Annotated in this window: 32 protein-coding genes; 7 read left to right on the top strand and 25 right to left on the bottom strand. The window is 44.0% G+C overall.

What is annotated here, in order from left to right:
• Positions 1-98 precede the first annotated feature (98 nt).
• Positions 99-761, top strand: coding sequence for a hypothetical protein (locus FS666_RS02055; RefSeq protein ID WP_144460103.1), 663 nt, complete (start codon positions 99-101; stop codon positions 759-761).
• Positions 762-779: 18 nt separating this feature from the next.
• Positions 780-2,036 carry an efflux RND transporter periplasmic adaptor subunit gene (locus FS666_RS02050; RefSeq protein ID WP_144460104.1) on the top strand — a complete coding sequence of 419 codons (1,257 nt, stop codon included), beginning with the start codon at positions 780-782 and terminating at the stop codon, positions 2,034-2,036.
• A gap of 250 nt (positions 2,037-2,286) precedes the next feature.
• On the opposite strand, the gene nagB is transcribed toward FS666_RS02050, so the two are convergent.
• On the bottom strand, positions 2,287-3,000 hold the full coding sequence (gene nagB, locus FS666_RS02045; protein WP_144566808.1) for a glucosamine-6-phosphate deaminase: 714 nt from the start codon (positions 2,998-3,000) through the stop codon (positions 2,287-2,289).
• A gap of 255 nt (positions 3,001-3,255) precedes the next feature.
• Entirely contained in the window at positions 3,256-4,440 is a 1,185-nt protein-coding gene (gene megL, locus FS666_RS02040) for a methionine gamma-lyase (RefSeq protein ID WP_144460105.1), read from the bottom strand.
• A gap of 196 nt (positions 4,441-4,636) precedes the next feature.
• Between megL and FS666_RS02035 the strand changes: the two genes are divergently transcribed.
• From FS666_RS02035 to FS666_RS19630, 3 genes are all read left to right on the top strand, one after another.
• Positions 4,637-5,944, top strand: coding sequence for a C40 family peptidase (locus FS666_RS02035; protein ID WP_244943816.1), 1,308 nt, complete (start codon positions 4,637-4,639; stop codon positions 5,942-5,944).
• A 163-nt stretch (positions 5,945-6,107) separates the two neighbouring features.
• A complete protein-coding gene (locus FS666_RS02030; protein WP_144460174.1) occupies positions 6,108-7,622 on the top strand; it encodes an alkaline phosphatase in 1,515 nt (504 codons plus the stop codon).
• Between the two features lie 189 nt (positions 7,623-7,811).
• On the top strand, positions 7,812-7,967 hold the full coding sequence (locus tag FS666_RS19630) for a hypothetical protein (protein ID WP_186306436.1): 156 nt from the start codon (positions 7,812-7,814) through the stop codon (positions 7,965-7,967).
• Between the two features lie 67 nt (positions 7,968-8,034).
• Here the strand turns inward: FS666_RS19630 and FS666_RS02025 are convergent, their stop codons facing one another.
• Entirely contained in the window at positions 8,035-8,397 is a 363-nt protein-coding gene (locus FS666_RS02025; RefSeq protein ID WP_120070736.1) for a single-stranded DNA-binding protein, read from the bottom strand.
• A 285-nt stretch (positions 8,398-8,682) separates the two neighbouring features.
• On the opposite strand from FS666_RS02025, the gene FS666_RS02020 reads away from it, so the two are divergent.
• Positions 8,683-9,111: a YwpF family protein gene (locus FS666_RS02020; RefSeq protein ID WP_186306437.1), complete on the top strand. Its 429-nt coding sequence runs from the start codon at positions 8,683-8,685 to the stop codon at positions 9,109-9,111.
• 24 nt (positions 9,112-9,135) lie between these two features.
• Here FS666_RS02020 and FS666_RS02015 read toward each other — a convergent pair whose 3' ends face one another.
• From FS666_RS02015 to spoIID, 9 genes are all read right to left on the bottom strand, one after another.
• Complete coding sequence (locus FS666_RS02015; protein WP_144460107.1) at positions 9,136-9,402, bottom strand: hypothetical protein; 267 nt, start codon at positions 9,400-9,402, stop codon at positions 9,136-9,138.
• A 164-nt stretch (positions 9,403-9,566) separates the two neighbouring features.
• Entirely contained in the window at positions 9,567-9,992 is a 426-nt protein-coding gene (gene fabZ, locus FS666_RS02010) for a 3-hydroxyacyl-ACP dehydratase FabZ (protein ID WP_120070722.1), read from the bottom strand.
• A gap of 46 nt (positions 9,993-10,038) precedes the next feature.
• On the bottom strand, positions 10,039-10,317 hold the full coding sequence (locus FS666_RS02005; RefSeq protein WP_120070719.1) for a DNA-directed RNA polymerase subunit beta: 279 nt from the start codon (positions 10,315-10,317) through the stop codon (positions 10,039-10,041).
• A gap of 41 nt (positions 10,318-10,358) precedes the next feature.
• Complete coding sequence (locus FS666_RS02000; RefSeq protein WP_144460108.1) at positions 10,359-11,189, bottom strand: flagellar hook-basal body protein; 831 nt, start codon at positions 11,187-11,189, stop codon at positions 10,359-10,361.
• 14 nt (positions 11,190-11,203) lie between these two features.
• Positions 11,204-11,980, bottom strand: coding sequence for a flagellar hook-basal body protein (locus FS666_RS01995; protein ID WP_144460109.1), 777 nt, complete (start codon positions 11,978-11,980; stop codon positions 11,204-11,206).
• A 15-nt stretch (positions 11,981-11,995) separates the two neighbouring features.
• A complete protein-coding gene (gene mreB, locus FS666_RS01990) occupies positions 11,996-12,997 on the bottom strand; it encodes a rod shape-determining protein (protein WP_120070711.1) in 1,002 nt (333 codons plus the stop codon).
• Between the two features lie 280 nt (positions 12,998-13,277).
• Entirely contained in the window at positions 13,278-13,538 is a 261-nt protein-coding gene (gene spoIIID / locus FS666_RS01985; protein WP_018706548.1) for a sporulation transcriptional regulator SpoIIID, read from the bottom strand.
• 450 nt (positions 13,539-13,988) lie between these two features.
• Entirely contained in the window at positions 13,989-14,876 is an 888-nt protein-coding gene (spoIIQ, locus tag FS666_RS01980; protein ID WP_235870287.1) for a stage II sporulation protein SpoIIQ, read from the bottom strand.
• Between the two features lie 176 nt (positions 14,877-15,052).
• Positions 15,053-16,072, bottom strand: coding sequence for a stage II sporulation protein D (spoIID, locus tag FS666_RS01975; RefSeq protein WP_120070709.1), 1,020 nt, complete (start codon positions 16,070-16,072; stop codon positions 15,053-15,055).
• 173 nt (positions 16,073-16,245) lie between these two features.
• On the opposite strand from spoIID, the gene FS666_RS19625 reads away from it, so the two are divergent.
• Positions 16,246-16,398, top strand: coding sequence for a hypothetical protein (locus FS666_RS19625; RefSeq protein WP_164876254.1), 153 nt, complete (start codon positions 16,246-16,248; stop codon positions 16,396-16,398).
• Between the two features lie 134 nt (positions 16,399-16,532).
• Here the strand turns inward: FS666_RS19625 and murA are convergent, their stop codons facing one another.
• From murA to FS666_RS01910, 13 genes are all read right to left on the bottom strand, one after another.
• Positions 16,533-17,843 (bottom strand): UDP-N-acetylglucosamine 1-carboxyvinyltransferase, encoded by a 1,311-nt coding sequence (murA, locus tag FS666_RS01970; RefSeq protein WP_120070706.1) that lies wholly within the window; start codon positions 17,841-17,843, stop codon positions 16,533-16,535.
• Between the two features lie 33 nt (positions 17,844-17,876).
• Positions 17,877-18,614, bottom strand: coding sequence for a YwmB family TATA-box binding protein (locus tag FS666_RS01965; protein WP_186306438.1), 738 nt, complete (start codon positions 18,612-18,614; stop codon positions 17,877-17,879).
• A gap of 168 nt (positions 18,615-18,782) precedes the next feature.
• Positions 18,783-19,025 carry a DUF1146 family protein gene (locus FS666_RS01960; RefSeq protein WP_144460111.1) on the bottom strand — a complete coding sequence of 81 codons (243 nt, stop codon included), beginning with the start codon at positions 19,023-19,025 and terminating at the stop codon, positions 18,783-18,785.
• Between the two features lie 75 nt (positions 19,026-19,100).
• Entirely contained in the window at positions 19,101-19,502 is a 402-nt protein-coding gene (locus FS666_RS01955) for a F0F1 ATP synthase subunit epsilon (protein ID WP_144460112.1), read from the bottom strand.
• Between the two features lie 22 nt (positions 19,503-19,524).
• The gene (gene atpD, locus FS666_RS01950; RefSeq protein ID WP_120070695.1) at positions 19,525-20,946 is read right to left on the bottom strand and encodes a F0F1 ATP synthase subunit beta; all 1,422 of its coding nucleotides are present in this window, start codon (positions 20,944-20,946) and stop codon (positions 19,525-19,527) included.
• Positions 20,947-20,992: 46 nt separating this feature from the next.
• Positions 20,993-21,850, bottom strand: coding sequence for a F0F1 ATP synthase subunit gamma (locus FS666_RS01945; RefSeq protein WP_144460113.1), 858 nt, complete (start codon positions 21,848-21,850; stop codon positions 20,993-20,995).
• Positions 21,851-21,942: 92 nt separating this feature from the next.
• Positions 21,943-23,454, bottom strand: coding sequence for a F0F1 ATP synthase subunit alpha (gene atpA / locus FS666_RS01940; protein WP_120070690.1), 1,512 nt, complete (start codon positions 23,452-23,454; stop codon positions 21,943-21,945).
• 30 nt (positions 23,455-23,484) lie between these two features.
• Positions 23,485-24,021 carry a F0F1 ATP synthase subunit delta gene (locus FS666_RS01935; RefSeq protein WP_120070686.1) on the bottom strand — a complete coding sequence of 179 codons (537 nt, stop codon included), beginning with the start codon at positions 24,019-24,021 and terminating at the stop codon, positions 23,485-23,487.
• Positions 24,018-24,545, bottom strand: a complete 528-nt coding sequence (gene atpF / locus FS666_RS01930; protein WP_120070683.1) for a F0F1 ATP synthase subunit B — start codon at positions 24,543-24,545, stop codon at positions 24,018-24,020. Before atpF ends, FS666_RS01935 begins: the two co-directional genes overlap by 4 nt.
• A 152-nt stretch (positions 24,546-24,697) precedes the next feature.
• Positions 24,698-24,910: a F0F1 ATP synthase subunit C gene (gene atpE, locus FS666_RS01925; protein WP_018708433.1), complete on the bottom strand. Its 213-nt coding sequence runs from the start codon at positions 24,908-24,910 to the stop codon at positions 24,698-24,700.
• 75 nt (positions 24,911-24,985) lie between these two features.
• Complete coding sequence (gene atpB, locus FS666_RS01920) at positions 24,986-25,699, bottom strand: F0F1 ATP synthase subunit A (RefSeq protein ID WP_120070680.1); 714 nt, start codon at positions 25,697-25,699, stop codon at positions 24,986-24,988.
• 7 nt (positions 25,700-25,706) lie between these two features.
• Positions 25,707-26,099 (bottom strand): ATP synthase subunit I, encoded by a 393-nt coding sequence (locus FS666_RS01915; RefSeq protein WP_144460114.1) that lies wholly within the window; start codon positions 26,097-26,099, stop codon positions 25,707-25,709.
• A 6-nt stretch (positions 26,100-26,105) separates the two neighbouring features.
• Positions 26,106-26,321, bottom strand: a complete 216-nt coding sequence (locus tag FS666_RS01910; protein ID WP_144460115.1) for an AtpZ/AtpI family protein — start codon at positions 26,319-26,321, stop codon at positions 26,106-26,108.
• Positions 26,322-26,430: the final 109 nt, after the last annotated feature.

Below are 26,430 nucleotides of genomic sequence, written 5' to 3'. Positions count from 1 at the left end.
ACGAACTAAAGTCATATTCTCATATTGCAGATTACAAAAACGGACATTATGAGGTAAAATGAAAAGAAATCGATGGTTTTGAGACAGGTGATTTCAGATTGATTTATCAGTTAAGGATATTAAAAGGCTTGTTTTATCCAAATAGAAGTTTATTCCAATTGGAGAAAGCAGAGGCTGTTTATGGACTTCGGCCTAATATTTTGCTTTTATTTTTCTTAAGTGCTCTTGTTTTCAGCGTTTCAGGGCTTGCTGGTATCGGCTCGCATGTTATTTCATCTGAGTTGACGGCGGTTCCGGGCGGGGTGTTTGAATGGCTTAAAAGCTATTTTGTTTTGGGCCGCTTTATTCAGGGGCTTCTTTATGCAGCCTTGGTTATCTTCTTTCAAGCGCTCTGGTTTTGGACGCTTACAGATGCCCCGTATCCTAAACTCGTTGTTTTGCAAGCTTTTATACTTCCAATTCTCCTATTGGAGCAGATTGTCAACATTGTACTGGCCGTGCAAATGAACCTTCCTTGGTTTTCATCCCCGTTTTCCCTCGGGCCGGCTGCTCATTACATCACTGATAAACGATTTTTAATTTATTTTCTTGGCTGTATCTCTTTATTTAAAATTTGGGTGATTTCGATCCAGCTTTACGGTTTGCGAATTTTAAGCAGCCGCCGCCGGCTGACATCGTTTTTTATCATCCTTGGCATCCATGTCATATTTTGGCTCGGTACGGCGTTTCTCGCATTTCTTAATTTTAAAAAGATCTTATAATGAAAGTGTGCTGTGACAATGAATAAGTGGCTTCGTTTAGCAGTTGTATTGGGAATAATCATTTTTCTAACGGCAAACATTACGCTAATCGGCAGAGAGAAAAGCAAAGTCAGCCGCATTAATCATATTACAGACTGGTCCCAAATCAGGGAAACGGACATTGTTGATTCAATGCCTGTTGATGGTGTCATTGCGGAAGCCGAAACATACTATGTAATGGCCGAAAAGGATGAAACCATAGAGGAATTCTATGTAAACGAAGGAGATTTTGTCGAAGAAGGTACTCCTTTATTTAATTATCAAAGTGACGACATTGACCGTCATACCGCTATGCTGGATGGAGAGATAGAGAGCCTGCAATCTAAGAAAAACAGTATCCAATCCCTGATCAATAATTTAAAATCAATGACCCCTCCTGTTACACCGAATCCACGTTCTACGGATTCTTATAAAGATTATGATATCGATTCTCGACTTCTACTTGACATCTTTCGGGACGACTTTAATCAGGCCGAATGGAAGCAGGCCATTGAAAAAGAAATCGGAGAAAAAACATTGGAAATGGAAAAGATTGAAGCTGATATAAAAAAACTCGAGCAACAAAAGGATTCGTATTTAAGTGATAAGGATAACCTGTCAATTACAAGCCCTATCACAGGGATTGTAAAGGAAATAAACCCGGATTCACCAAAAGTCATAACGATCGCATCTGATGAAACAGTGTTCAAGGGAGAGCTCAGCGAGGAACAGCTTTCTCAAGTAAACGAAGGGATGGCAGTGAATATCCTTTCCAATTTATTTAAAGGACGCTTAACAGGGGAAATCAGCCAGATCGTTAAGCTGCCAGCCAACGGATCGGACCATAATGATAAAAGCCTTTACCCTTTTACAGCCACTTTTGAACAAGAAGACGAAGATGTACATATCGGTTACCATGTGACAGCAGATATTATCTTAGAAGAAGCGAACGACGTTCCCGCCGTTCTTGGAAAAAGCATTCGGAGTAATGGGGAAAAATCTTATATTTGGATACTGAACGAAAAGGGGATTGTTGAAAAGCGGAAAGTTGCTACAGGTTTGGAAGTGGGCAACCTTTATGCAATTACAGAAGGCGCAGAAGCAGAGGAGTTTTACGCGACTGATCAGCGAGAGGCAATAAAACAGGCGCCGTTCATCACCCCATTGAACCTTTATAAATTAGATAAAGCCGCCATAAAAAATATCTCACGAAAAAAAGCTATCAAATATATTTTCATTGGTTTACTTCAGCAATAAAATACTAAAGGCCGGATACTCAAATCAGAGGCCCCGGCCTTTTTCTTACTAAGTAAGAAAGTATAAGATGTTTTAGCTTTAAAATTTTGAACAAAGCCTTTTGTTGTCTAGCTCCAGCGCCTATCGACTAGCAGACTTCGCACCTCCTCCTACGATAAGTCAACATCGGCTCGTTCCTCGCCGTGTTTCCTTTATCTCGTCGGAGGCACTCCAGTCTGTACGTCGATGGGCAAGGCGCTTGCGCTTTTCTTTATTTATTGCGCTCTAATTTGCTTGCTGCCTCTTTATCCAGAATGATGACAGCATTTGAATGGTTTTGCAGGACAGAGGCAGGGCAGTCAACCGTAACAGGCTCATCGATCATTCTTCTTACCGCTTCCGCTTTGGCTTCTCCAAAGGCGAGCATCAAAACCTCTTTAGCGGACATGATGGAGGAAATGCCCATTGTAATAGCCTTCGTAGGAACATCTTCCTCTTTATCAAAAAATCGTTTATTGGCCTCTCTCGTAGATGGTGTCAACTCAGTAATATGCGTCACTGAATCAAAGGAGGTGCCCGGCTCGTTAAACCCTATATGGCCGTTTGGCCCCATGCCTAATATTTGGAGGTCAACAGGATGGTTTTTAAGAATTTCCTCGTAGCGCTCACACTCTTTTTCCAGATCCTCAGCCACACCATTAGGAATATATGTTGCTGAAAAATTCATATATTTGAACAATTCCTCATTCATATAGTAGTTATAGCTCTGGGGATCGGACGGCTCCAACCCGACATATTCATCCAAATTGACAGTCGTTACATGTGATACATCAATATCCGTACTGCGGAGTTTTTCATAAAGTTTTAAAGGGGTGCTTCCTGTGGCCAGCCCGATTGTTTTCAGTCCTGCTTCCAAACGTTCCATAACAATGTCAAAAGCGGCTTTTGTAGCTTCTTTGGGGCTATCGAATATTAACACATTCATACTTTTTCCTCCTCGCATATCTCCGCGCTTTTACAATTTCACATTTATCGTAACTACGGATTACCCAGTCATAGATCAATGTATGACACTTGGAACCAATCCCAGTAAGTCATTCAACAAACCACGACTGAACATTTATTAATTATAAAGCTCATTATTTTTCGTTACAATAAAAAACTTTCGTTACTATAAAAAAACAGAGATATCCAAAAAACCTTGCTTATTTCAAATGAAAATGGCAAGGTTCATAATCTATCAAATTCCGTCCAGGGCCTGCTTCAAATCCTCCCAAATGTCTTCCCATGCTTCAAGGCCGACGGACATTCTGATTAATGTGTCAGAGATCCCCATTTTTTCCCGTTCCTCTTCAGGGACAACAGAGTGAGTCATTGTCGCCGGATGCTGAATCAATGTCTCGGTATCACCCAGACTGACAGCAAGGCGAATGAGTTTCACCCGGTTTAAAATGGCCTGAGCATCCTCTTTACTTCCCTTGACTTCGAAACTGATCATTCCTCCCGGCAGCTTCATTTGTCTTTTGGCAAGCTCATACTGGGGAAAATCCGGATCTCCAGGGTAGAACATTCGTCCAACCTTTGGGTGTGCTTTTAATTTGTCAGCGATCTTTTCGGCGTTTTCACAGTGGCGGTCGAGCCTCACCGCTAATGTCTTCAAGCCGCGCAGCAGCAGCCAGGCGTCTAATGGAGACATAATTCCCCCAATATCCTTCCTCATCGTGACGCCCATCTCCGCTATCTCCTCTTTATCAGCGCCTACGACAATACCTGCAACTACATCACCGTGGCCTCCGATATACTTGGTAGCACTGTGGACAACATAGTCGCATCCCAAGGAAAGCGGCCGCTGCAGATAAGGTGAACAAAATGTATTGTCAACGACAACACGTACGCCGCGTTCCTTTGCAATGCTTACAATCATTTCAAGGTCAACCAGCTTCATTGTTGGATTGATAGGCGTCTCAACATAAATCACTTTCGTATTGTCACGAATAGCCGCTCTGACCGTTTCTTCACTGTCCATGACAATCAAATCATGGTCGATATCATATTTTTTCTTCATTAATTGTAAAAGGCCAAATGTACATCCATAAATTCCGTCAGAACATAAGATATGGTCGCCGGTATTCGTCAAATGGAAAAGCGTAGCGCTGACCGCCCCCATTCCTGAAGCAAATGCAAGCGCTGCCCCTCCCTGCTCAAGAACGGTCATCCTTTCCTCAAGAGCGGTCACAGTCGGGTTTCCCAGCCTTGAGTAAATATGTCCGTCCGATTCTCCTGCAAACCGTCTTTCTCCTTCTTCGGCGGATGGAAATGTATATGTCGAAGTTTGAAAAATGGGCGGAACAAGACTGCCCAGATGATCGGATGGCTTATACCCCGCATGAATGACATCTGTTTCAAATTGATTCTTTTTTGCCAAGTCAAAAACCTCCTGAAAATCCTTCTTAATCTTATTCTATGATATAGGCCCGGAGATGAAAAGAAAATCATTTATTTATACTGGTAAAATATGGTTGTATTATTAAAATAATGTAACATTTTGTATTATTTACATGGATTGTGAAGTATTTATGCTAAACTGGCTAATAAGCTATAATTATTAGGGGGAATAATTTGTGCGGAAAAAGTTAGTAGGCGGCGTGGCTACAGTAGCATTAATGGCAACTTTTTCTGGAAAAGCTTCGGCAGCAAGCCATGAAGTAAAGCCCGGGGACAATCTTTGGAAAATAGCAAGCCAATACAAAACAACCGTAAATAATATTAAAAAGTTGAATGGTTTAAGCAGTGAAGTCATCTATCCGAAGCAAGTTTTGAAAGTGTCACAGGGAAGCGGCGGCACATCATCTGCACCGGCACCAAAGCTATCAAACGCTTCCAACTCCAGTTCATCAACTAAAAGCAGCGGCGCCAATGCTGGTACATATAAGGTTGTATCCGGCGATACACTTGGCCGTATAGCGGCTAAATACGGGACAACCGTCACAAAGTTAAAGCAGGCAAACGGGTTAAAGTCGGATTTGATTTATGTAGGGCAAGTCCTTCGCCTAAATGGCAGCTCTTCGTCTGCACCGGCACCGAAGCCATCAACCGCTTCCGGCTCCAGTTCATCAGCTAAAAGCAGCGGCGCCAATGCTGGTACATATAAGGTTGTATCCGGCGATACACTTGGCCGTATAGCGGCTAAATACGGGACAACCGTCACAAAGTTAAAGCAGGCAAACGGGTTAAAGTCGGATTTGATTTATGTAGGGCAAGTCCTTCGCCTAAATGGCAGCTCTTCGTCTGCACCGGCACCGAAGCCATCAACCGCTCCAAGCTCCGGTTCATCAACAAGCAGCAACAGTGGCAGTGCTAGTACACATAAGGTTGTATCCGGCGACACACTTGGCCGTATAGCGGCTAAATACGGAACAACCGTAACACAGTTAAAACAGGCAAACGGGTTAAGATCGGATTTGATTTATGTAGGGCAAGTCCTTCGCCTAAATGGCAGCTCTTCTTCCGCAGCCTCTTCCGGAAGCGCCGGAAAACAAACAGCTGCCTCGGTGTCAAACCCGGTGAAAAAAACCGGCAGCGTGGTCGATGCGGCCAAACAGCATGTTGGAACTAAATATGCCTGGGGCGGGACATCTCCCGCAGGATTTGATTGCAGCGGATTCATTTATTATGCATTTAAACAAGCGGGCCACAACATAAGCAGATTAGGTACGGACGGATACTATAACCGCTCACATTATGTAAAAAGTCCTCAACCCGGAGATTTGGTATTTTTCAAAAATACATATCGCAGCGGCATTTCACATATGGGAATCTACCTGGGAAGCAACCAGTTCATCCATGCAGGAAATAACGGAGTTGAGATTACCAGCCTTAATAATTCATACTGGAAAAGCAAATTCGACGGATTCAAAAAGTTTTATTAGAACAAAAACCGTAACGCGAATAAAAGCGTTGCGGTTTTTTATTTTTTTGAGAATATATGCGTTATGCCTGGCTCCAGGCGCCTTGCACTTTTCTTTTCACCCTCGAATAAATTCATTTTTCCTTCCAATAATAAGACCATCCAGCATAAATTGGAGGTAAATGATGTTTAAAAGACTGATCATTGCTGTTTTAATATATTCTTTTAGTTTTGCTATGCCTTGTAACGCAGAAGCCTCTTTGAAGGAGGGCAGCCGGAAGAATGTCATCTTCATGATAATGGACGGAACTAATTCGGACGTCATTACATTGGCAAGGCATTATAAAGGCAAACCGCTTGCATTGGATGAAATATTGACAGGAGGAGTCCGTACCTATTCCTTACGTTCAGCCATTACCGACTCAGCGGCAGCTGCAACCGCCATGGCAACCGGACATAAAACGACCGTGGATTTCATTGGTATGATTCCCGTTAAAGAAAACAGAGGACGGCCTGTCGCAAACGTTTTAGAAGCCGCAAAAGAAAAAGGCCTTGCAACGGGGATCATCGCCACAGCCCCTATTCAGCATGCCACACCCGCCGCTTTTTCAGCGCATTCTAACAGCCGCCATCAAATGAAAGAGATCGGCGTTCAGCAGGCCCATCAAAATATCGATGTCATGCTCGGCGGAGGAAAAAAATATGCATTTATTCCGGATCATATTTCCACAAAAACAGAAATGATGAATTCAAACGGTTTGCGGCTTCACGGCTTTTTTTCCGAAGAGGACATTGCCTATGAGTTCGACAGAAGAAAGCTTCATCCTGAACAGCCTTCCCTTGCCGAAATGACTAAAAAAGCGCTGCAGACACTTGCTCAAAACCCTAACGGTTTTTTTCTCTTTATCGAGGGGAGCAAAGTTGATTTTGCCGGACACAAAAATGACCCGGTCGGAATGGTCAGTGAGGTTCTGGCATTTGATGAAGCTGTTAAAGAAGCATTGCAATTTGCAATAAAAGATCAAAATACCCTTCTAATCGCTGTCGCAGACCACGGAAACAGCGGATTGACAATGGGTAACAGACAGACGGACCAATCGTATCCCGAAACACCGCCGGAACATTTTACAGAACCTTTGAAGAAAGCTTCGCTTACCGTGACAGGTGCTGTATCCCAATTAAAAAGAAACAAATCAAATATGAAAGATGTCCTGGAAAGCTACGGATTGGATGATCTCTCGCAATCTCAGATAGAACGGATTAAAAAAGCGGAGGACATTGAAAAAGCGATGGTTCAATTAATGGCCGAACGTGCCCACTTGGGTTTTACCACCCGAGGCCATTCGGGTGAAGACGTCTTTTTATACAGCTATGGCGGTAAGGGAGTGCTGCATAAGCCTCAGGGCCTCATTAATAATACGGAGTTGCCTGAATATGTCATTAAACATCTTGGGCTTTCCCCGCTTTCCGAACTTACGAAAAAAAGGTTTGTCCCAGCCGGGGATTATTATGTACAAATGGGATATAACACAAAAATAAAAGCTGATAAAAACAAACAAGCCATCTTTATAGCCGAAAAAAACGGGAAAATCATTCAATATCCAGCCAACCGAAATGTCAGGATAGTGAATGGCAAAAAAGAGACTTTAAAAGGGATTACCGTATATAACGGGAAAGATTTTTGGATTCCGAAGCCGTAAGAAAAGCGCAAGGCGCGCAGCCTTGGGCGCAAAGCTAGACAAGCGCTGAAGAAGGCGTAGTTTGTTTCATCAGCGCTTGGCTTAATCCTTGCGCCGATGGCGCCTGAAGCTGGACAAGTAAAAAAGACCAGCCAATCGCAGCTGGTCTTCCATTTTGGGGGCGGCCAAACGAGGATACAATTAAATTGGATGATTGAGGCTGAAAATGGATGGATCAATGTTTCTCTAGGAGGTTATAAGGATTTGCTGAAGATTGTTCGGGTGTCTGTTGATTTAAGAGAAGTTCAAGTTGATGAACCCGTTGGGAAAGAGTATGGATTTTCTGGTTGGCTTTTCCAAGCTTGAAAATGAGGTCACTGACAAGGAGTTCCAGCGAATCACCTTGACCGGCTCTTCTCAAATGTTCACCTCCTTAGCCTGCAGGCTGGCTTGAAACAGCAGGCCTTTCATCTTTTGTTCGCCCTCCCATGAATTTCACTGAATCAGCAACGACTTCGGTAACATAGACCTTTTTTCCATCATGATCTTCGTAATTTCTCGTTTGAATTTTCCCCATGATTCCGACGATGGAACCTTTACTGCAATACTTGGCGGTATTTTCAGCAATCTTGTTCCAGAGGGTGCAAAGCACAAAGTCTGCATCAAATTCACCTTGGGCGTTTCGGTAATGGCGGTTAAGCGCAAGTGTAATATTCAAAACCGCTTTTCCTTCCACCGTGTAACGAAGCTCCGGATCTTTTGTCAGCCTCCCGACCAATGTTACCTGATTTATCAATTGATCACTCCTTTTTGTTTGGTACCCATATTTTATAAGCGATCCTTCGGGATGTAAAATGCTCAAAAATCATTTTTCCCCGAGAAATACACCTAAAAAATAAACTATTCCTATAATCAAATTTCGATTTTCATTATATTTTTTTGCCTATAAAAGAATATTGGATGTTTTTAAAAAAAGATCAAACTTTGAAGGACCGTGTCGAATAAAGTGGTCTCTTATAACTATGTAGTGAAAATGAGAAAATGATATACTTTAAAAAAGAACATATGGAGGAGACTCGATTTGAAAACTTTTAAAATCGTAGCCCTGCAAATAGTCGATGATCAGCGGGAAGCAAAAAACATACCGCTTACAGATGGTTTGATCATCAATAAGGAGAATGAAGAAGGAAGCTGGATCATTGAGGCATATATCGATAACCGGTTTCAATCGTATTTCGAGTCTATTCATGAAAAAGGAGAGCCATTTGAAATTCGGGTGATCATCACCCATGCTGCCAACGATCCAGCCCCATTTACCGTTTCAATTCACTCCATCAGACCGGTGAAGGACCACATCAGCGTTTTGTTTACGGGCCGACTGAGCAAGCGCCGGAACGAATACTTGGAATTGCTGTTGGACGATCTGATAAAAGAAGGGTTGAGCGGAGAAACATTATTAAAGGAGTTCAAGGCAAGAATGAGAATGAAGCAGCCTGTTACCAAGAAATAAATAAAAAGCGGGGAATCCCGCTTTTTATCTGTTATCGTCTTCATCCATGCGATAATTGTTGTTGTCCAAATCATTGTTATCCGTATTAACGCCGTCATTGTTGTCCAGGTTGTTGTCGTTATTCAAATCGTTGTTATCGTTGACGCCATTATTGTCATTGACGTCGTTGTTGTCCTGGACACCGTTATTGTCATTTGGCGGAGGCGGCTCTTGGTTATTATTTGCGCATCCCGCGAAAAGCAGCGATGTGAGGGCGACTGCCCCAATGATTTTTCCGAACTTTGGATTCATTTTGGTAAGCTCCTTTCAGATTTTTAGGCCCACATCATGTGGGTAAGATCGGCTCAGACACTAGGGCCTGTTTGGCCTGATTTTAGCTTTCCCAAATTCCCCAAATTCTTCAATCTTTTTTCGAAGATTTTCCATGAATCCCCTCCTACTTGGTTCTTTATCCATTATTCCCCAATGGCAAACATGATTTCAGTTTCGCAGACAATCTCTTCACCGACCCGAGCAGTGCCTTTCCCTTTGCCGATTGGGCCTTTCACCCGAATGATTTCCACTTCCAAATGAAGCTGGTCGCCTGGTTTCACCTGACGCTTGAAGCGGCATTTATCAATTCCTGTAAAAAAGGCAAGCTTTCCGCGATTTTCCTCTTTTTTAAGCATGGCCACTGCACCAACTTGAGCAAGCGCCTCAACAATTAAAACACCAGGCATGACGGGATAATCCGGAAAATGCCCATTGAAAAATTCCTCATTTGCCGTTACATTTTTCAATCCGGCTGCCCGTTTGCCTTCCTCAATTTCAAGGATCCGGTCGACGAGTAAAAACGGGTAGCGGTGCGGAATAATTTCTTTTATTTGCTGAATATCCATCATGATTCATTCCTCCAAAATAAATAGTAAAAAAAGGCTGAGACAGCCTTTACTTTTCCTTATTTACAATGTCGATAATATGAGTCCATGTTTCTTTTTTTAAAGCATCCTGCGGTTTTCCGTCACCGATGACAGCATATCCTGTCACGACGCCTGCAATCAAACACACCGCGGTTAAAAAAATGACAATCAAAACCTTCAGCCAAATGGGGATGAGCCGGACCTTGACCTTTTTTAAAGGCTCTTCCATATTTTTTTCTTTGTTTCGCTTTTTATCCATTTGCTCACGTGTCTTAGATTGATCTTTGCTGATAAATTTAGCCGACATAGAAAAAAACTCCTTTTGGCCATTTGAATAAACGAAGAAAGTTAACGTATTCCATTGATCAGACCCATCATTTGGTCTGCAAGAGTGATGGATCTGGACTGGAACTGAATTGACCGCTGTGCAGCCATCATGTCCGTCATCTCTTTTCCGATATCTACATTGGAAGCTTCCAATACACCCTGCTGAAGGGAGATTTCCTGCCTTCGGGCCCCGTTCAAATCAGCATAAATCTGATTTGCATTATTATCCGCACCATCAGGCAGCCCTATAAGCGTATTTCCCTTCTGTTCCATGTACTGGGGCTTGTTTAGAGCTATTACGCCCAATTGGAATGCGATATTCCCGCCATTATCCATTCTTGCTTCCAACAGACCAGGCCGGACCATTTGAACCTCTTCAACTTTTCCGGGAAAAGTAATCACTTGGTTGTTTTCATCTAAAACCGGATGACCGTCCTTTGTTGCGAGCATCCATTGGCCTCCGGCATTCACAATATCGAGTTCACCATTCCGGGTAAAACGGATTTGGGGCACGCCGCCTTCCTGGACCCTTACTTTTAAATATTGATTCTCTTTTGTAAAAGCAACATCAAGCGGGCGGCCGGTTGTTTTCAATGAACCCTGCTTGGAAAGCATCGCTGTTTGGGAAATCCTTGCGCCGGGGCTTTGGCGGATTCCCAGGGGTGACTGTCTGCCGGTTTCTAGCCCGGCGGAAGAATAGTTGTTGATTTGCTGAGCCATCAAATCAGCAAAGGAGGCTTCCCTTGTCTTATAACCTGCGGTTTCAGCGTTTGCCATATTATGGCCGATCAAATCAACTTGTTTTTGTAATTGTCCAAGTGTATTAACGGCCGTTATCATTGTTCTATTCACTCTTCTTCACCCTCTTATCCGTTGACCCTTCCGACTTCATTGACTGCTTTGTCCAGGCTGCGGTCATAAGCCTGCACGACTTTCTGGTTTGCCTCAAATGTTCTGTAAGCCGTGATCATGTCAGTCATCGAGCGTGTAATATCAACATTCGATTTTTCAACAAACCCTTGAGAAACGGCAAAATCAGCATTTTGGGCAAACGGAAGGGCAGTGTTATTTTCCGTCCTAAAAAATCCGTCACCGTCTTTGGCAAGATTCTCCGGATTATCTGTCAGCACGATTCCTAAACGGGCTACTTGTGCACCGTTTTCTGTAATCCTGCCCGCTTCATCCACCTCGAACTCCTCGCTGGCCACCCGAATCTGATTACCGTTTACATCAAGGACAGGCCAGCCGTTTTCCGTTGTTAACACGCCCGACGGATCGACTGTAAATCTGCCGTTCCGTGTATATTTCACCTGGCCGTTCTGTTCCACTGAGAAAAAAGCAGTTCCATCCGCCCGATCCAATAGTGCAAGATCGGTAGACCGCTCGGTCTGAATGGTATCGCCCTGTACAAAACGCGGGATCATCTCCTGGACATATACGCCTGTATGCAGTCCTCCTACCCGATTCGTCCGGCTTTTTCCGGCATTGAAGCGTTCAATAAGCATTTCCGGAAAGGCCCGGACATGTGAATGGTCCGCTTTATATCCCGGTGTTTGGGCGTTTGACATATTATTCGTTAACATTTCCGTCTTTCGCTGCGAAGCATACATTCCTGATGCTGCTGTAAAAAGGCCTCTTAACATTGATCATGCCCCCGTTTAAACAATACTGCGCCTGTCGATCTTATCAATATTTTCCAGCATGATGCCTGTCCCGATCGCAACCGCATCCATTGGCTCATCAGCCACTAAAACCGGTACGCGCAGCTCCTCTGCAAGCAATTGGTCAATTCCATGAAGAAGCGCTCCGCCGCCTGTTAAAATGACACCTCTGTCAATAATATCTGCGGAAAGCTCCGGCGGAGTTTTTTCCAATACATTTTTTGCAGCCTGAACGATAACTTCAACCGATTCCTTTAAAGCCCCTTCTATTTCCTTTGAATTAACAGTGATCGTGCGCGGAAGTCCATTGACCAAATCCCGTCCGCGTATTTCCATTTCCTCATCACGGGCACCAGGGAAAACCGTACCAATATTGATTTTGATATTTTCTGCTGTCCTTTCCCCGATTAACAGCTTGTACTCTTTTTTAACGTAATTTAAGATCTCGTTGTCAAAATTGTCGCCTGCCATTTTTATAGAAGCGGACGTCACAATGTCGCCCATCGAAAGCACAGCCACATCCGTAGTGCCTCCGCCGATATCGATAACCATGTTTCCGCTCGGCTGAAAAATATCCATTCCTGCACCGATTGCGGCAACTTTAGGTTCTTCCTCAAGGTAAATTTTCTTTCCTCCGCTTTTTTCCGCCGCTTCCTTGATCGCTTTCTGTTCCACGCTTGTAATGTTCGTCGGGCAGCAAATAAGAATGCGGGGCTTTGATAAAAATCCCTTCACATTCAATTTATTGATAAAATGCTTCAACATTGATTCCGTAACATCAAAATCGGCAATGACCCCATCCCTCAAAGGGCGAATGGCTACAATATTTCCCGGCGTCCTTCCAACCATGCGCCTTGCCTCCTCGCCGACCGCAAGGACTTTATTCGTATTCTTATCTATAGCCACAACCGATGGCTCATTCAAGACGATTCCCTGCCCCTTTACATGAATCAGAACATTAGCCGTTCCCAAGTCAATGCCGATATCTTTTGCCAACATTTTTCGATCCCTACCTTCATATATTAAAAACTTCATTATGTACATTTCCGATGAACACACATATCCCTAATTATATATATTATCATACCCCGGACCTAAAAAGGAATGAAGGATTGACAAAATATTAGGTTTTTTGACATATAGAAAAGCGGAGACGCCTTGCTCAGCCCCGATAAGCATAAGACGAACGCTTGCGAAGGCGTACTTTGCCTTCAATGGCTTTTTCCCGAAGAAAATCAAAGAAGAAGGCCCGCGATTTACTGCCTTCCTCAGCATAAAACTATTTTTGAAGCTCAGCTTTTTTGTACTTTTGTTTGGTCGCTTCTCCCCCCCTGAGATGCCTGATTGATTTATGATATTCCAAAATGCCTTTCACCTGGTTGGCAAGCTCCGGGTTCAATTCCGGCAGCCTTTCTGTCAAATCTTTATGGACAGTACTTTTGGATACGCCAAACTCTTTCGCAATCATGCGAACCGTTTTTCTCGTCTCCACGATATACTTTCCAATCTTGATCGTTCGCTCTTTGATGTAATCGTGCACACCACTCGCCCTCCCTGAATTGGATGTGAGGAGTGTGAAATGAGACTCGTCTTTTGTATATACATGCTGGGTCTGCTTTATTGGAACCTCCCATCTGTTCCACAGCATACTGTACGGATAGGAAATCATCTTTTGCAAATCAAGCTCCTAGTACGGGAAATAAACAAATATTGAATTCAATGTAGGCTCTATTTAAACGATTACTCACCTCAAGCACTCTCTGTTTTTATCGTGTTGGTATCATCTTATTTGTCCAGATGATGATATATGCTCGAAAAAGACAATAAGGACAAGGCGGTGGACAAATAATTTTATGATAAAAACGAATATTGGAAAGGCCATTGAAAATAAGAAAAGCGGAAGGCGCCTGAAGCTAGACATATCACATCATATCGTTTCCCAAACAAATAAAAAGACAGGCCAGAAAAAATTCGCCTGTCTCGATATCAATTATTCATCTGTCATTTGGGATGACTGACCATCTTCATCTGTATCAGTCTCTTGGGACTGATTATCTTTCTCTGCATCAGTCTCTTCGGATTGGACATCTTTCTCAACTTCAGTCTCTTGCTGATTGGACTCCCCTGCTGCAGGGTTTTGTTCCGTTTCACCGGATGCATCTTCCTGCTTGTCCGTGTCAGCTGTTTCATTGTCTACTTTTTCAAAAGCGGTGAATGGCTGCCCGAAAAAGTCGAGCGGATTGAGTGCCGTGTTGTCTTTCCGAATTTCAAAATGCAGATGGTTTTTGGCTTCCTTATTAAATTGGCTTGTTCCTGACGTGGCAAGCTTCTGCCCCTGCTTGACAGTATCGCCGGATTTCACCTGCATGTCTTTGACTGATTGATAGATCGTCTTCACACCATTTTCATGTTCGACTTCAATCACATTTCCAAGCAGGGAATCATTCCGGGCTGCAGTCACCTTCCCGCTGAGGGAAGCTATTACTTCAAACTCCGAGCCGTCCTTCATGGCAATATCGACCCCCATGTTAGGGCGATATTTATTTCCATCTACAATGAGTGCTGCTTCCTGCTCTTCCGCTGCCGCATCGGCGTCAAAAAATTGTGTAATGTATTCCACTTTTTCTTCATTCTTTACAGGAACAGAGACATTTTCCAGGGACTGATTGACCTCTACGACTGTATCATCGTTCATTCCGGTCAGCTCTTTGCTTTCCTCCGTCAAATTAGGCTTATCAGCCGTATTTTTGCCGGCGGTCTGGTACCAGAATATCGTGGAAATGAGCAATGCAGCACTGGCAAGATAGATTGCCGGAAAAACCCACCGCTTTCTAAAAAAGTTTTTTAGAGAAGATCGCTTCTTTTCTTCCTCTCTCATTTTCATCACCTCTGCCATCATTGTGAACAGAAAGACAGAATAATATACTTGAAAATGAGAAAAACACTTCTTATTTTCTGATATTATGTGTTTTTTATACAGAAAAATGGATTTTCCCTGCATATTCCCTCATTTTTAAAAAACCGGCATTCCCCTTTGGGGCTGCCGGCTTTTCATTATTGGGTCGAAGCCATCCTTTTATCAAAAAACTGGCTTACATTTGATATCGTTACACCCTGATAATAATGACTGACAATATCATCGTATTTTCGACCTTCTTTAGCCATTCCATTCGCGCCATACTGACTCATTCCGACACCATGGCCGAATCCTTTGGTTTTAATGATGATGGAATTTCCTTTCCTTTCCCAATTGAAATCTGTCGATTTAAGATCGAGCTTTTCACGGATTTCCCTGCCTGTAAAACTCTTTCCGCCGATCGTCACAGCAGCCACCTTTTTTCCCGGCGTTCGGGCTGTGACCGTTCCGATATCGCCAGACTTTTCAATGTTGACATTAAGCCTTTGCTGAAATTCTTTTACACTGATGACTTTTTGGTCACTGAATTTGGGTGATTGGCTGTCCCATGGGCTTTCCACACTTTTCAAATAGGGAACAGGGTTATTCCAATAATCCTCCGCGTTCTCCGTATAGCCATTGCTCGTGGAGAAAAAGGACGCGGAAATTGGTTTGTTATTATAAGTAAGTACTTTTCCTTCTGTCGCCTTTACGGCATCTTTTATTTTTTTCATCTTCCAATCGAAGTCTTTATCCCATTGACGCTTCAATTCTTCCTTATTTTTAAACACTTGATGGTTGACCGTATCGGTTACGTTTGCATTTTCAGGGATCTGCGCGTTTTCAGGATTGAGCAGCTGGTTGACGATATATGTTCTTGCAGTAAGCGCCTGTGCTTTCAGTGCTTCCTCTTCAAATTCAGCCGGCATTTCCGATGCAACCACACCGGCCACGTATTCTTCCAACGGAAGTTTTTCCACCGTTTTGGCGGCAGTGCGGTAAACCGCAACCTCAGCAGAAGGCTGAGCCGTTTCCTTTGGCGGCAACTCGGCCGATTGTTCATCAAGTTCAACAGTGGGTTCCTCTTTAGAAAAAGGCAGGACGAGGAGGGATGGAACGAGAAAAGAAACAACGATTAAGATAGCGGACGTAAAAAGCAGCGGTTTTAATTGCTTCATGCCTGATGCCTCCAATATAAAAATTAAGGTGACAAAAAAACAATCACCTCGGTCCAATTTATTCAGAAGGACAAGCATTTATGCTTTCTAAGATCGGGAAATAAGAAAAGAGTAAGCGCCTTGCCCATCGACGTACAGACTGGAGTGCCTCCGACGAGATAAAGGATAAGGAAGTGCGAGAGTGCCTGCTTATCGGCGACAAGCATAAGACGAGCGCTGAAGAAGGCGTAGTTTGCCTTCAGCAGCGATTGGCTTATGACCTCGAGCCGATGGCACTCGCAGCCGGACAACACGGCGAGGAACGAGCCGATGTTGACTTATCGTAGGAGGAGGTGCGAAGTCTGCTAGTCGATAGGCGCTGGAGCTAGACAACAAAAGGCTTTATTCAAAATTTTAAAGCTAAAAAATCTTATGCTTTCTTTAGCTTAATAGAAAAACCCGCTTTCGCGGGTTTATCGTATCATGCATTGATGTCAGTTACAATATTTATTTCTTCCTGGTTCATTTCTCCGGAGATATCCGTGATCCGTTCAACATCTGCCCCAAGGCTTTGCAGCTTTTTATGGAAATCGAGATAACCGCGGTCCAAGTGCTTAAGCTCGGTTACCCGGGTATATCCTTCTGCCCTTAACCCTGCGATGATTAATGCTGCCGCTGCACGCAAATCTGTTGCAGCAACCTCAGCTCCCTGAAGCTTGCACGGCCCTTGGATAATAACTGAACGGCCTTCGATTTTAATATCGCTGTTCATTCTGCGGAATTCTTCTACATGCATAAAACGGTTTTCAAATACCGTTTCTGTAATGACGCTTGTTCCTTCTGCACAAAGCAGCAGGGCCATCATTTGTGATTGCATATCTGTTGGAAATCCGGGATGCGGCATTGTTTTAATATCAACCGGCTTCAGTTTTTCAGGGCCAATGACGCGAAGACCATTTTCTTCCTCAATAATCTTCACATTCATTTCTTCAAGCTTGGCAATCACAGAAGCCATATGGTCGGCGATTGCACCTTCAATAAGCACGTCCCCTCCGGTTATGGCCGCCGCAACCATAAAGCTCCCGGCTTCAATTCTGTCCGGCATAATCGTATGGTCGGCACCGTACAGCCGCTCGACACCCTCGATAATAATCGTTTCAGTGCCTGCACCTCTTACATCAGCGCCCATTTTATTCAAATAAGCTGCAAGATCCGCAATTTCCGGTTCTTTCGCGCAGTTTTCAATGACTGTTGTTCCTTTGGCCAGTACCGCTGCCATCATAATATTTTGTGTAGCGCCGACACTCGGAAAATCCAAGTAGATCTTAGCACCAGTCAATTGTTCGGCTGCGGCCTCAATGTATCCATTTCCTACAGATACTTTCGCTCCCATCGCTTCAAAACCTTTTAAATGCAAATCGATCGGACGGGAACCGATTGCGCATCCGCCCGGAAGAGCCACGCGGGCTTTGCCCTGCCTCGCCAGTAAAGGGCCCATCACAAGCACTGATGCTCTCATTTTCCGAACATATTCAAACGGAGCTTCAATATGGAGATCTTTTGAAGCATTCACATACACCGTTTTATTTTCAAACTTTACTTCCGTATTTAAGTGACGCAACACTTCACCAATCGTGTATACATCGGAGAGAGTTGGTACTTCGCGAATGACGCTTTTTCCTTCGCTTGCCAATAATGATGCAGCGATAACAGGCAAAACAGCATTTTTTGCACCTTCAACCTTGACTGTGCCGCTGAGCCTTTTTCCGCCGCGGACGATGATCTTTTCCAAGAGTATTCCCCTCCGCGTCTATTTTCTTTTATATTAGTATTCATTTGTCAGGATGGGTGTGCCTACCGTGAAGTATGTACCATGTCCTGCATCGTTTTTGCGCAGACCAATCTGCAGGTTCATTTCCTCACCGGGAAGAGAGAGAGATTGTGAAAAAAGAGAGGAATACGCTGAGATGGACAAAAAATCCTCTTCTCTGAGTGCCTCTTTCTCTTTCGCCAGAAGAGATGACATCATTTCTTTAACGTGAGATCGCCCAAAATCATTTTCATCATTGAATATGCCTTTGATACAAGAGAAAACAACAGGTTTTTGTTTAAAAATCAGTTCCGTTCTGGATTGCAGCAAATTGCCGGTTCTTTTTGCCATGCTCTTATCCCACGTTGTACCTTTGATTTCATAGGAAACGTAAGATGCGAGATTGGCCCTGTTATCGGCTGTCACGGCTTTTATTTTTTCTTCAATATGCCCGTGCCGTTTGATCCCTGTCACCGTTTCGCTCCCAGCAGCGGCGGAAAAAGACCATTCCCATTCGGGGAATTTTTTCTTCAGCCTGGCGACAGTCCACTCCTGTGATGGTTGTTCAGCCAGTTCTCTTGTATGTAGAGACCATTCAATGATGGTGCCATGTTGCTGCTGAACTGCATATGCCAATTTTTCTATATCCAGCCCGCTTTGCCCTGCAACACTTGTTTTATTCCCCACAATAACGGCAAACAAACAGGTAAAAAGCATAAACGGAATAAGGTGCTTCCTGCAGTATTTTTTCATTCTACTCTCCCCCTTAACAATAAGTGTTTCCACTGTTGAGGAGGACATACTTTAAGAATAACTGCATATGTAGAAAATTACCAGAGCAATTTCGACAAATTTCTTAATTGCCGTACTCACAACTCAAATCATAACAAAAAGCTCTCATTTAAAAACGAGCCAAAAGACCTATTTAAAAAAATATTGAAGCTGGCGTGACCAGTGCAAATAGTCGAGGAAGAAGTTGCTGACAGAAGAACCGATAGCAATCGTTAAAAAAATATACAGAACTCTTGCCTGGAAGACACGGCCGGCGCTTAGGAGTTTATCGAAGTGCAGCGCCTGGAGAGCCCAAAAAGTAAAACCGATAAACACCAAATGGGATGAGATGCTGATAAGGGCCTGTTGGCCGATTTCCATTCCATCAATCATTGGAGAGCCTCCGTTCCTTGTCAGAAATAACACCTTCCGATCAGGTCAAGACCAGAAGGTGTTATATTGAATGTTTTATCTGTGCTGTGACACATCAATCCGGTTCATCGCACGTTTCAATGCGAGCTCCGCTCTTTTGAAATCTATGTCATCCCGATTGCTTTGCAGAAGCTGCTCTGCACGAGCCTTGGCTGCTTGAGCACGCGCAAAATCAATGTTCTCCGCTCTTTCAGCAGCCTGTGCAAGAATGGTGACTTCTTCAGGACGAACTTCCAAAAATCCGCCGGTTACTGCAACATATTCTGTTTTGCTTCCATTCTTTAATCGGACTGCACCGATTTGCAGGGGAGCAACCAATGGAATATGCCCTGGAAGTATTCCCAGCTCGCCTGTTTCAGCCTTAGTGCTGACCATTTCAACTTCTGAATTATAGACTGGGCCGTCTGGAGTGACAATACTTACTTTCAAAGTGTTCATTTGATCGCCTCCTCGTCCCTGTTTATGCTTCTACGCCCATTTCCTCAGCTTTTTTGACCGCATCTTCAATTGGACCAACAAGACGGAAAGCATCCTCAGGAAGATGGTCATATTTGCCTTCGAGGATTTCTTTGAATCCACGTACAGTTTCCTGTACAGGCACATAAGATCCAGGCTGTCCTGTAAATTGCTCAGCCACGTGGAAGTTTTGAGACAAGAAGAACTGGATACGGCGTGCACGGTGAACAGTCAGTTTGTCTTCATCTGAAAGTTCATCCATACCAAGAATCGCAATGATATCCTGAAGTTCTCTATATCTTTGAAGTGTTTGCTGTACTTGACGCGCTACTTCATAGTGCTCTTCTCCAACGATTTCAGGGGAAAGCGCACGCGATGTGGAAGCAAGCGGGTCAACCGCAGGGTATATACCCATTTCAGAAAGCTTACGCTCAAGGTTTGTCGTTGCATCCAAGTGAGCAAACGTTGTTGCCGGAGCAGGGTCAGTGTAGTCATCCGCAGGTACATAAATTGCCTGGATGGATGTTACAGAACCAACGTTTGTAGATGTGATTCTTTCCTGTAGTTGACCCATTTCCGTAGCAAGTGTCGGCTGATAGCCAACGGCAGAAGGCATACGGCCAAGAAGGGCGGAAACCTCTGAGCCTGCTTGTGTAAAACGGAAAATGTTGTCAATAAAGAAAAGAACGTCCTGCCCTTGTTCATCACGGAAATATTCAGCCATTGTCAAACCTGTCAAGGCAACGCGCATACGTGCACCAGGCGGTTCGTTCATCTGTCCGAATACCATTGCTGTTTTATCAATAACGCCAGAGTCTTTCATCTCGTAGTAAAGGTCATTTCCTTCACGCGTACGCTCTCCAACGCCGGCGAATACGGAAATACCGCCGTGCTCTTGCGCGATGTTGTTGATCAATTCCTGAATCAATACAGTTTTACCTACACCTGCACCGCCGAAGAGGCCGATTTTTCCACCTTTGATATATGGTGCAAGCAGGTCAACAACTTTTATTCCCGTTTCAAGGATTTCGACTTCCGTAGAAAGCTGGTCAAACTTAGGTGCTGAACGGTGGATGGAGTCACGTCTTGCATCTGTGTCAATTGGTTCGTCCAAGTCAATATTTTCACCCAATACGTTGAAGACGCGTCCTAAGGTGATGTCACCGACCGGAACAGAAATTGGAGCTCCCGTATCAACAACTTCCATGCCCCTTTGAACACCGTCAGTGGATGCCATGGCAATCGTACGAACGGTATCATCGCCAAGATGAAGGGCAACTTCCAATGTTAGGTCGATATTCACTTCTGTTTCTGATTGAGCATTGTACGTTACTTTCAGCGCATTATAAATCTCAGGGAGATGGCCGTCTGGGAACTTAACGTCGACAACCGGTCCCATTACTTGCAATACCTGTCCTTTGCTCATTTTTTTCCCTCCTACCTGGGATCAATATTAATAGTGTCAATTTGGTTTATTCCAATGCGGCCGCACCGCCGACAATTTCAGTGATTTCTTGGGTAATCGCTGCCTGGCGAGCCCGGTTATAGGATAATGTCAGGCTGTCAATGAGTTCAGATGCATTATCTGTCGCACTCTTCATCGCCGTCATCCTTGCAGCGTGCTCACTTGCTTTTCCGTCAAGCAGAGCCCCATATATCAAGCTTTCAGCATATTGTGGAAGCAAAACGTCGAGAATGGCTTCAGCAGAAGGCTCATATTCATATGACATGAGTTTGGTCGTTGTGCCCAAATCTGTCAAAGGCAATACTTTTTTTTCTGTCACTTCCTGTGTCATGGCACTTACGAAGTGATTGTAGTACATATATAGTTCATCGAATGTACCGTCGGAAAACATTCCGACTGTATTTCGAGTGATGTCCATGATATCAACGAATGAAGGCTGATCAGAAAGGCCCGTAATTTCCAGGACGACATTCATATTTCTTTTTACGAAAAAGTCGCGTCCCATTTTTCCGATAGCAATGATCGCATATTCGTCTTTGCTTTTATGGCGTTCCTGGATTTTGGCGTTAACAGTCCGTAAAATACTGCTGTTATATGGCCCCGCAAGCCCGCGGTCAGCTGTGATCACAAGGTATCCTGTTTTTTTGACCGGACGTGATACAAGCATTGGATGGGTTGCATCTTTGCTTCCCAAAGCTATGCTCGCAGCCACTTCCTGGATCTTTTCCATATATGGAACAAATGACTTGGCGTTTGTTTCTGCACGATTCAACTTTGCCGCCGATACCATTTGCATCGCTTTCGTAATCTGACTTGTTTTTTTCGTCGAATTGATGCGGTTTTGGATATCACGCAATGATGCCACTGGTTCTCACCACCCTGTATTTGAAGTAGTCGTATTCTTTCGAAAAGGCGCCAGGGGCTATTAGAGCTTGGCACCTTCAGCCGTCATCAAGATTAAGAATCGCTTTTGGCAAATGTTTTCTTGAATGTATTCAATGCATCCGCCATATCTTCGTCTGCCGGGAGATTTCCAGTAGAGCGGATTGATTCAAGCAATTCTGCACGGTTATGGTCAAGCCATGAATATAATTCTTCTTCAAATCTTTGGATATCCTGAACAGGGATGTCATCCAAGAACCCGCGGGTTAAAGCATAAAGAATCGCTACTTGCTTTTCGACTCTGATCGGTTTATTCAGATCCTGTTTTAACACTTCAACTGTGCGTTGGCCGCGGGCAAGTTTTGCCTGGGTGGCCTTGTCCAGGTCGGATCCGAATTGAGCAAATGATTCAAGTTCACGGAAAGCCGCAAGGTCCAGACGGAGCGTTCCTGCAACTTTTTTCATTGCTTTAATTTGAGCGGATCCACCAACACGGGATACAGAAAGACCTGGGTTGATCGCCGGGCGTACACCGGAGAAGAATAAATCGGATTGCAAGAAAATCTGCCCATCTGTGATGGAAATAACGTTCGTAGGAATATAAGCAGAGATGTCTCCTGCCTGGGTCTCAACGAACGGTAATGCTGTCAACGATCCAGCGCCTTTTGCATCACTGAGTTTCGCTGCACGTTCCAATAAGCGGGAGTGCAAATAGAAAACATCCCCCGGATATGCTTCACGTCCCGGCGGGCGGCGGAGAAGCAAGGAAAGTTCACGATATGCAGCAGCCTGTTTGGAAAGGTCGTCGTAAACAACAAGAACGTGCTTGCCGTTATACATGAACTCTTCACCCATTGTTACCCCGGCATATGGAGCCAAGAATAACAGTGGTGCAGGCTGGGAAGCTGAAGCTGTAACTACGATTGTATAATCCATTGCCCCATGCTTGCGAAGTGTCTCCACTGCATTCCTTACAGTAGATTCTTTCTGTCCGATTGCGACATATACACAGACCATGTTTTCTTCGCGTTGATTCAAAATAGTGTCGATGGCAACAGTTGTTTTACCTGTTTGTCTGTCACCGATAATCAATTCACGCTGACCGCGCCCGATTGGAACAAGAGCGTCAATTGCCTTGATGCCGGTTTGCAGTGGCTCATGGACTGATTTACGATCCATTACGCCAGGTGCCGGGCTTTCAATTGGACGGGTTTTCGCAGTATTGATCGGTCCCATTCCATCGACAGGCTGTCCCAGCGGATTGACTACACGGCCGATAAGCTCTTCACCGACAGGAACCTCCATGATGCGTCCTGTACGGCGAACTTCATCGCCTTCACGAATTTCTGTATATGGTCCAAGGATAACGATACCGACGTTGCTTTCCTCGAGGTTTTGCGCCATTCCCATAACACCGTTAGAGAACTCGACAAGTTCTCCGGCCATGACGTTGTCCAGTCCGTATGCACGGGCAATACCGTCCCCTACTTGTATAACTGTTCCAACATCATTTACTTCTAATTCAGCTTGATAGTTTTCAATTTGCTGTTTTATCAGCGCACTGATTTCTTCAGCATTGATGCTCATGCATTTCACCCCACATTATTCAAATCTTTCTTAACTAGTCAGTTTGCGTCCAAGCCGGTCAAGTTTTCCACGAAGGCTTCCGTCAAAGATCCTGTTTCCGATGCGCACTTTGACACCGCCGAGCATGTTTGGATCAACAATATTTTCGATATTTAATGTTTGCTTGCCTACTTTTGGGGCAAACACAGCAGAGACGGCTTTGGATTCATCCGCAGTCAAAGCCCTGACTGAATAGACAGTCGCTTCGGCAATACCCCGTTCTTCATTCAGACGGTTGATATAGGATTCAGCCACTTCAACCATGATGTTTTCTCTGTGCCGATCTGCCAATAACATGAGAGTATTAATAACAGGCACAGATACGTTTGGAAAAGACTTTGCAATCAGATTTCTTTTGTCTTCCAAAGAAAGCTTCGGAGATTGCAAAAGATTGATAAAGCCCGGATTTTGAACAAGGACCTTTTTAATCGTCCTCAGCTCTTCGTCAATCTTATCAGACATGTTCTGTTCTTTTCCTACCTGATAAAGAGCCAAAGCGTAGCGTTCAGCAACGACAGGATTACTCATCGATCCTCGCCTGCTCTTTCGATATATTCATTGATCAGCTTTTCTTGGTCTTCAGCCGTCAATTCTTTTTCAATCACTTTCGACGCGATCATTACGGATAATGATGCTACTTGCTCACGCAAAGCTGCAACAGCATTTTCTTTTTCCTGCTCAATTTCCAAGCGTGCAGTTTCTTTTAAACGCTCCGCTTCCCGGCGAGCGGCTTCCATAATTTCCTGGCGTTGGTTTTCGCCATGTTTCTTGGAGTTTTCAATCATGTTTTGCGCTTCTTGACGCGCTTCTTTCAAAAGAGCTTTTTGCTCTTCAAGCAAATTATTTGCTTCTGTACGGCTCTTTTCAGCCGCTTCGATTTCACCCGCTATATGCTCTTCACGCTGTTTCATGATGCCCATCAATGGTCCCCAGGCAAATTTCTTTAACAGCGCCATTAGTATAATAAACATTACAAGCTGGAAAATGATGTCGCCGCCATTAAAACGTACACCGGCAATTTCCGCTCCTAATACAAAGCTGCTCGTTAACAAGCTCGCTCCACTCCTTTCGGACTTTCGTATCGGTTTTGAATCAACCGGCCCTCAGCCGGTGGCCTGTTAATAAACTACTTGATTTCTTAAAAAATGGCGAAGCAATATTTTTCTTCGCCATTTTCAAACTTGTTCTGATTATTCAATAAATGTTATCTGCCTTGAACCATAAACGCGATAACAACTGCGATGATAGGAATAGCCTCTACCAACGCTACCCCGATGAACATTGTAGTTTGTAGCATACCACGTGCTTCCGGTTGACGTGCAATCCCTTCTACTGTGCGGGAAACGATCAATCCGTTACCGATACCTGCTCCAAGAGCTGCCAATCCGATTGCAATTGCTGCTGCTAACATTCCCATTATAAATTTCCTCCTTAAATATATGAAAAGTATTTTGGTTAAAAGTCATTGTCCAATTTGATGAACAATTATATATTAATGGTCTTCATTGACTTTGTGGGCCAAATAAACCATTGTCAACATAGTAAAAATAAATGCCTGAATCGCTCCGATAAATACGGAGAATCCCATCCATGCAAGCGTTGGAATAGCTGCTGCAATCCAGCCGACTGCTCCGATGGCTGCAAGCCCTCCGGCCAACAGGCCAAGCAAAATCTCCCCTGCAAAGATGTTTCCGTAAAGACGAAGACCCAACGTCAACGTATTGGCAAATTCTTCAATAATTTTGAGCGGGAATAAGAACCACATTGGGCTGACATAGCCGCGAAGATATTCGCCAAAACCTTTTTGCTTAATTCCATAGTAATGCGATAATGCCACTACCATTGTTGCCAATGTAAGTGTGATGACCGGATCGGCTGTCGGTGACTTCCACCATAATTCATCATTGATAGATACCGAAAATGGCAAACCAAGCATGTTGGACACAAATATATAAAATATCAAAGTTACGCCGAGTACGTGGAAGTGTCCGCCTGTTTTCCAGTCCATATTGCTTTTAACGATATTTCTGACGAAATCGAATACCCACTCCATAAAATTCTGCATACCTGTCGGTTTCATTGCCAAAGTCCGTGTACTGATCACCGCTATGATAAACACGATAAGCGATGCTACAGTAATCATCAATACGTTTCCGAGATTGAAATACAATCCAAATATTTCTTTAACTGGTGCTCCATGATCCATTTAGAACTCACCTCTCTTCCCGCTGCTTGTCTTTTCTAAAAAGGATGGAGATTAAAGCATCTATGACTATGACAAGATAAGATGTCATTAATCCTATAATTACACTCATGAGATTGAAGGTTTCCGGATATTGAACGGCGATGAATACTGCCAAAATCGCAGCCGCCATCCTGGATAGCGTCCCCAATGAACGCATTTTGCGCCCAGCAAGCATGGCTTCCCCAAACTTGTCCATTCTGCGGACCATCATCCACAGATTGAAAAAGCTGATGGAAGTTCCAAGAATCAACCCCATAAAAATAGATTGGTAATGGGAGAAGCCCCAGCCCAATACAAAAATTGCCAACAAGTATAGTATGTACTTCTTGTATCTATAAAATAACAGTTGGAGATCATCCATGTCTTTCTAATCCCCCGATTGCCGGATTGTTAAAATAACCGCAAAGACCCCGGCCGCCAAGCCCGCAAGAAGGCCGATGATCATGAAAAGCGGCTCAAGCCCGGCTTTTTCATCCAGCCATCTTCCAATAAAAATCCCAGCAAGAATAGAGCCTGTCAATTGTGCCAAAATGGCAGAATAAAGGGCCATCCCGTAAAGCAGATGACGATTTTTCCTACTCAATATGCATCATCTTTCGCATTTTTTAGTCAGGCTGCAAATTCCGTGTTTTTTCAACAATTTCCGAACGCTTTTTGGTTGAAAGAAAGTGAATAAACTCTCCTCTTCATAC

This window comes from Siminovitchia fortis, from assembly GCF_007681465.1.
GTDB lineage: Bacteria > Bacillota > Bacilli > Bacillales > Bacillaceae_C > Siminovitchia > Siminovitchia fortis.
The sequence above is the reverse complement of the archived record's forward strand: the minus strand, read 5'-3'. Positions and strand labels throughout refer to the sequence as shown.

Coding starts and splice junctions, on each gene's coding strand:
- spoIIQ (WP_235870287.1), bottom strand. CDS start 14,876: ATGAGAGAGGAAGAAAAGAAGCGATCTTCTCTAAAAAACTTTTTTAGA.
- fabZ (WP_120070722.1), bottom strand. CDS start 9,992: ATGATGGATATTCAGCAAATAAAAGAAATTATTCCGCACCGCTACCCG.
- FS666_RS01955 (WP_144460112.1), bottom strand. CDS start 19,502: ATGAACACTTTGAAAGTAAGTATTGTCACTCCAGACGGCCCAGTCTAT.
- nagB (WP_144566808.1), bottom strand. CDS start 3,000: ATGAATGTGTTAATATTCGATAGCCCCAAAGAAGCTACAAAAGCCGCT.
- FS666_RS01960 (WP_144460111.1), bottom strand. CDS start 19,025: ATGATTGATGGAATGGAAATCGGCCAACAGGCCCTTATCAGCATCTCA.
- atpD (WP_120070695.1), bottom strand. CDS start 20,946: ATGAGCAAAGGACAGGTATTGCAAGTAATGGGACCGGTTGTCGACGTT.
- atpB (WP_120070680.1), bottom strand. CDS start 25,699: ATGGATCATGGAGCACCAGTTAAAGAAATATTTGGATTGTATTTCAAT.
- atpA (WP_120070690.1), bottom strand. CDS start 23,454: ATGAGCATCAATGCTGAAGAAATCAGTGCGCTGATAAAACAGCAAATT.
- atpE (WP_018708433.1), bottom strand. CDS start 24,910: ATGGGAATGTTAGCAGCAGCAATTGCAATCGGATTGGCAGCTCTTGGA.
- FS666_RS01995 (WP_144460109.1), bottom strand. CDS start 11,980: ATGTTAAGAGGCCTTTTTACAGCAGCATCAGGAATGTATGCTTCGCAG.
- FS666_RS01915 (WP_144460114.1), bottom strand. CDS start 26,099: ATGGATGATCTCCAACTGTTATTTTATAGATACAAGAAGTACATACTA.
- mreB (WP_120070711.1), bottom strand. CDS start 12,997: ATGTTGGCAAAAGATATCGGCATTGACTTGGGAACGGCTAATGTTCTG.
- FS666_RS01965 (WP_186306438.1), bottom strand. CDS start 18,614: ATGAAAAAATACTGCAGGAAGCACCTTATTCCGTTTATGCTTTTTACC.
- FS666_RS19630 (WP_186306436.1), top strand. CDS start 7,812: ATGATTGAGGCTGAAAATGGATGGATCAATGTTTCTCTAGGAGGTTAT.
- FS666_RS01935 (WP_120070686.1), bottom strand. CDS start 24,021: ATGAGTAATCCTGTCGTTGCTGAACGCTACGCTTTGGCTCTTTATCAG.
- spoIID (WP_120070709.1), bottom strand. CDS start 16,072: ATGAAGCAATTAAAACCGCTGCTTTTTACGTCCGCTATCTTAATCGTT.
- FS666_RS02015 (WP_144460107.1), bottom strand. CDS start 9,402: ATGAATCCAAAGTTCGGAAAAATCATTGGGGCAGTCGCCCTCACATCG.
- FS666_RS02030 (WP_144460174.1), top strand. CDS start 6,108: ATGTTTAAAAGACTGATCATTGCTGTTTTAATATATTCTTTTAGTTTT.
- FS666_RS02050 (WP_144460104.1), top strand. CDS start 780: ATGAATAAGTGGCTTCGTTTAGCAGTTGTATTGGGAATAATCATTTTT.
- FS666_RS02005 (WP_120070719.1), bottom strand. CDS start 10,317: ATGTCGGCTAAATTTATCAGCAAAGATCAATCTAAGACACGTGAGCAA.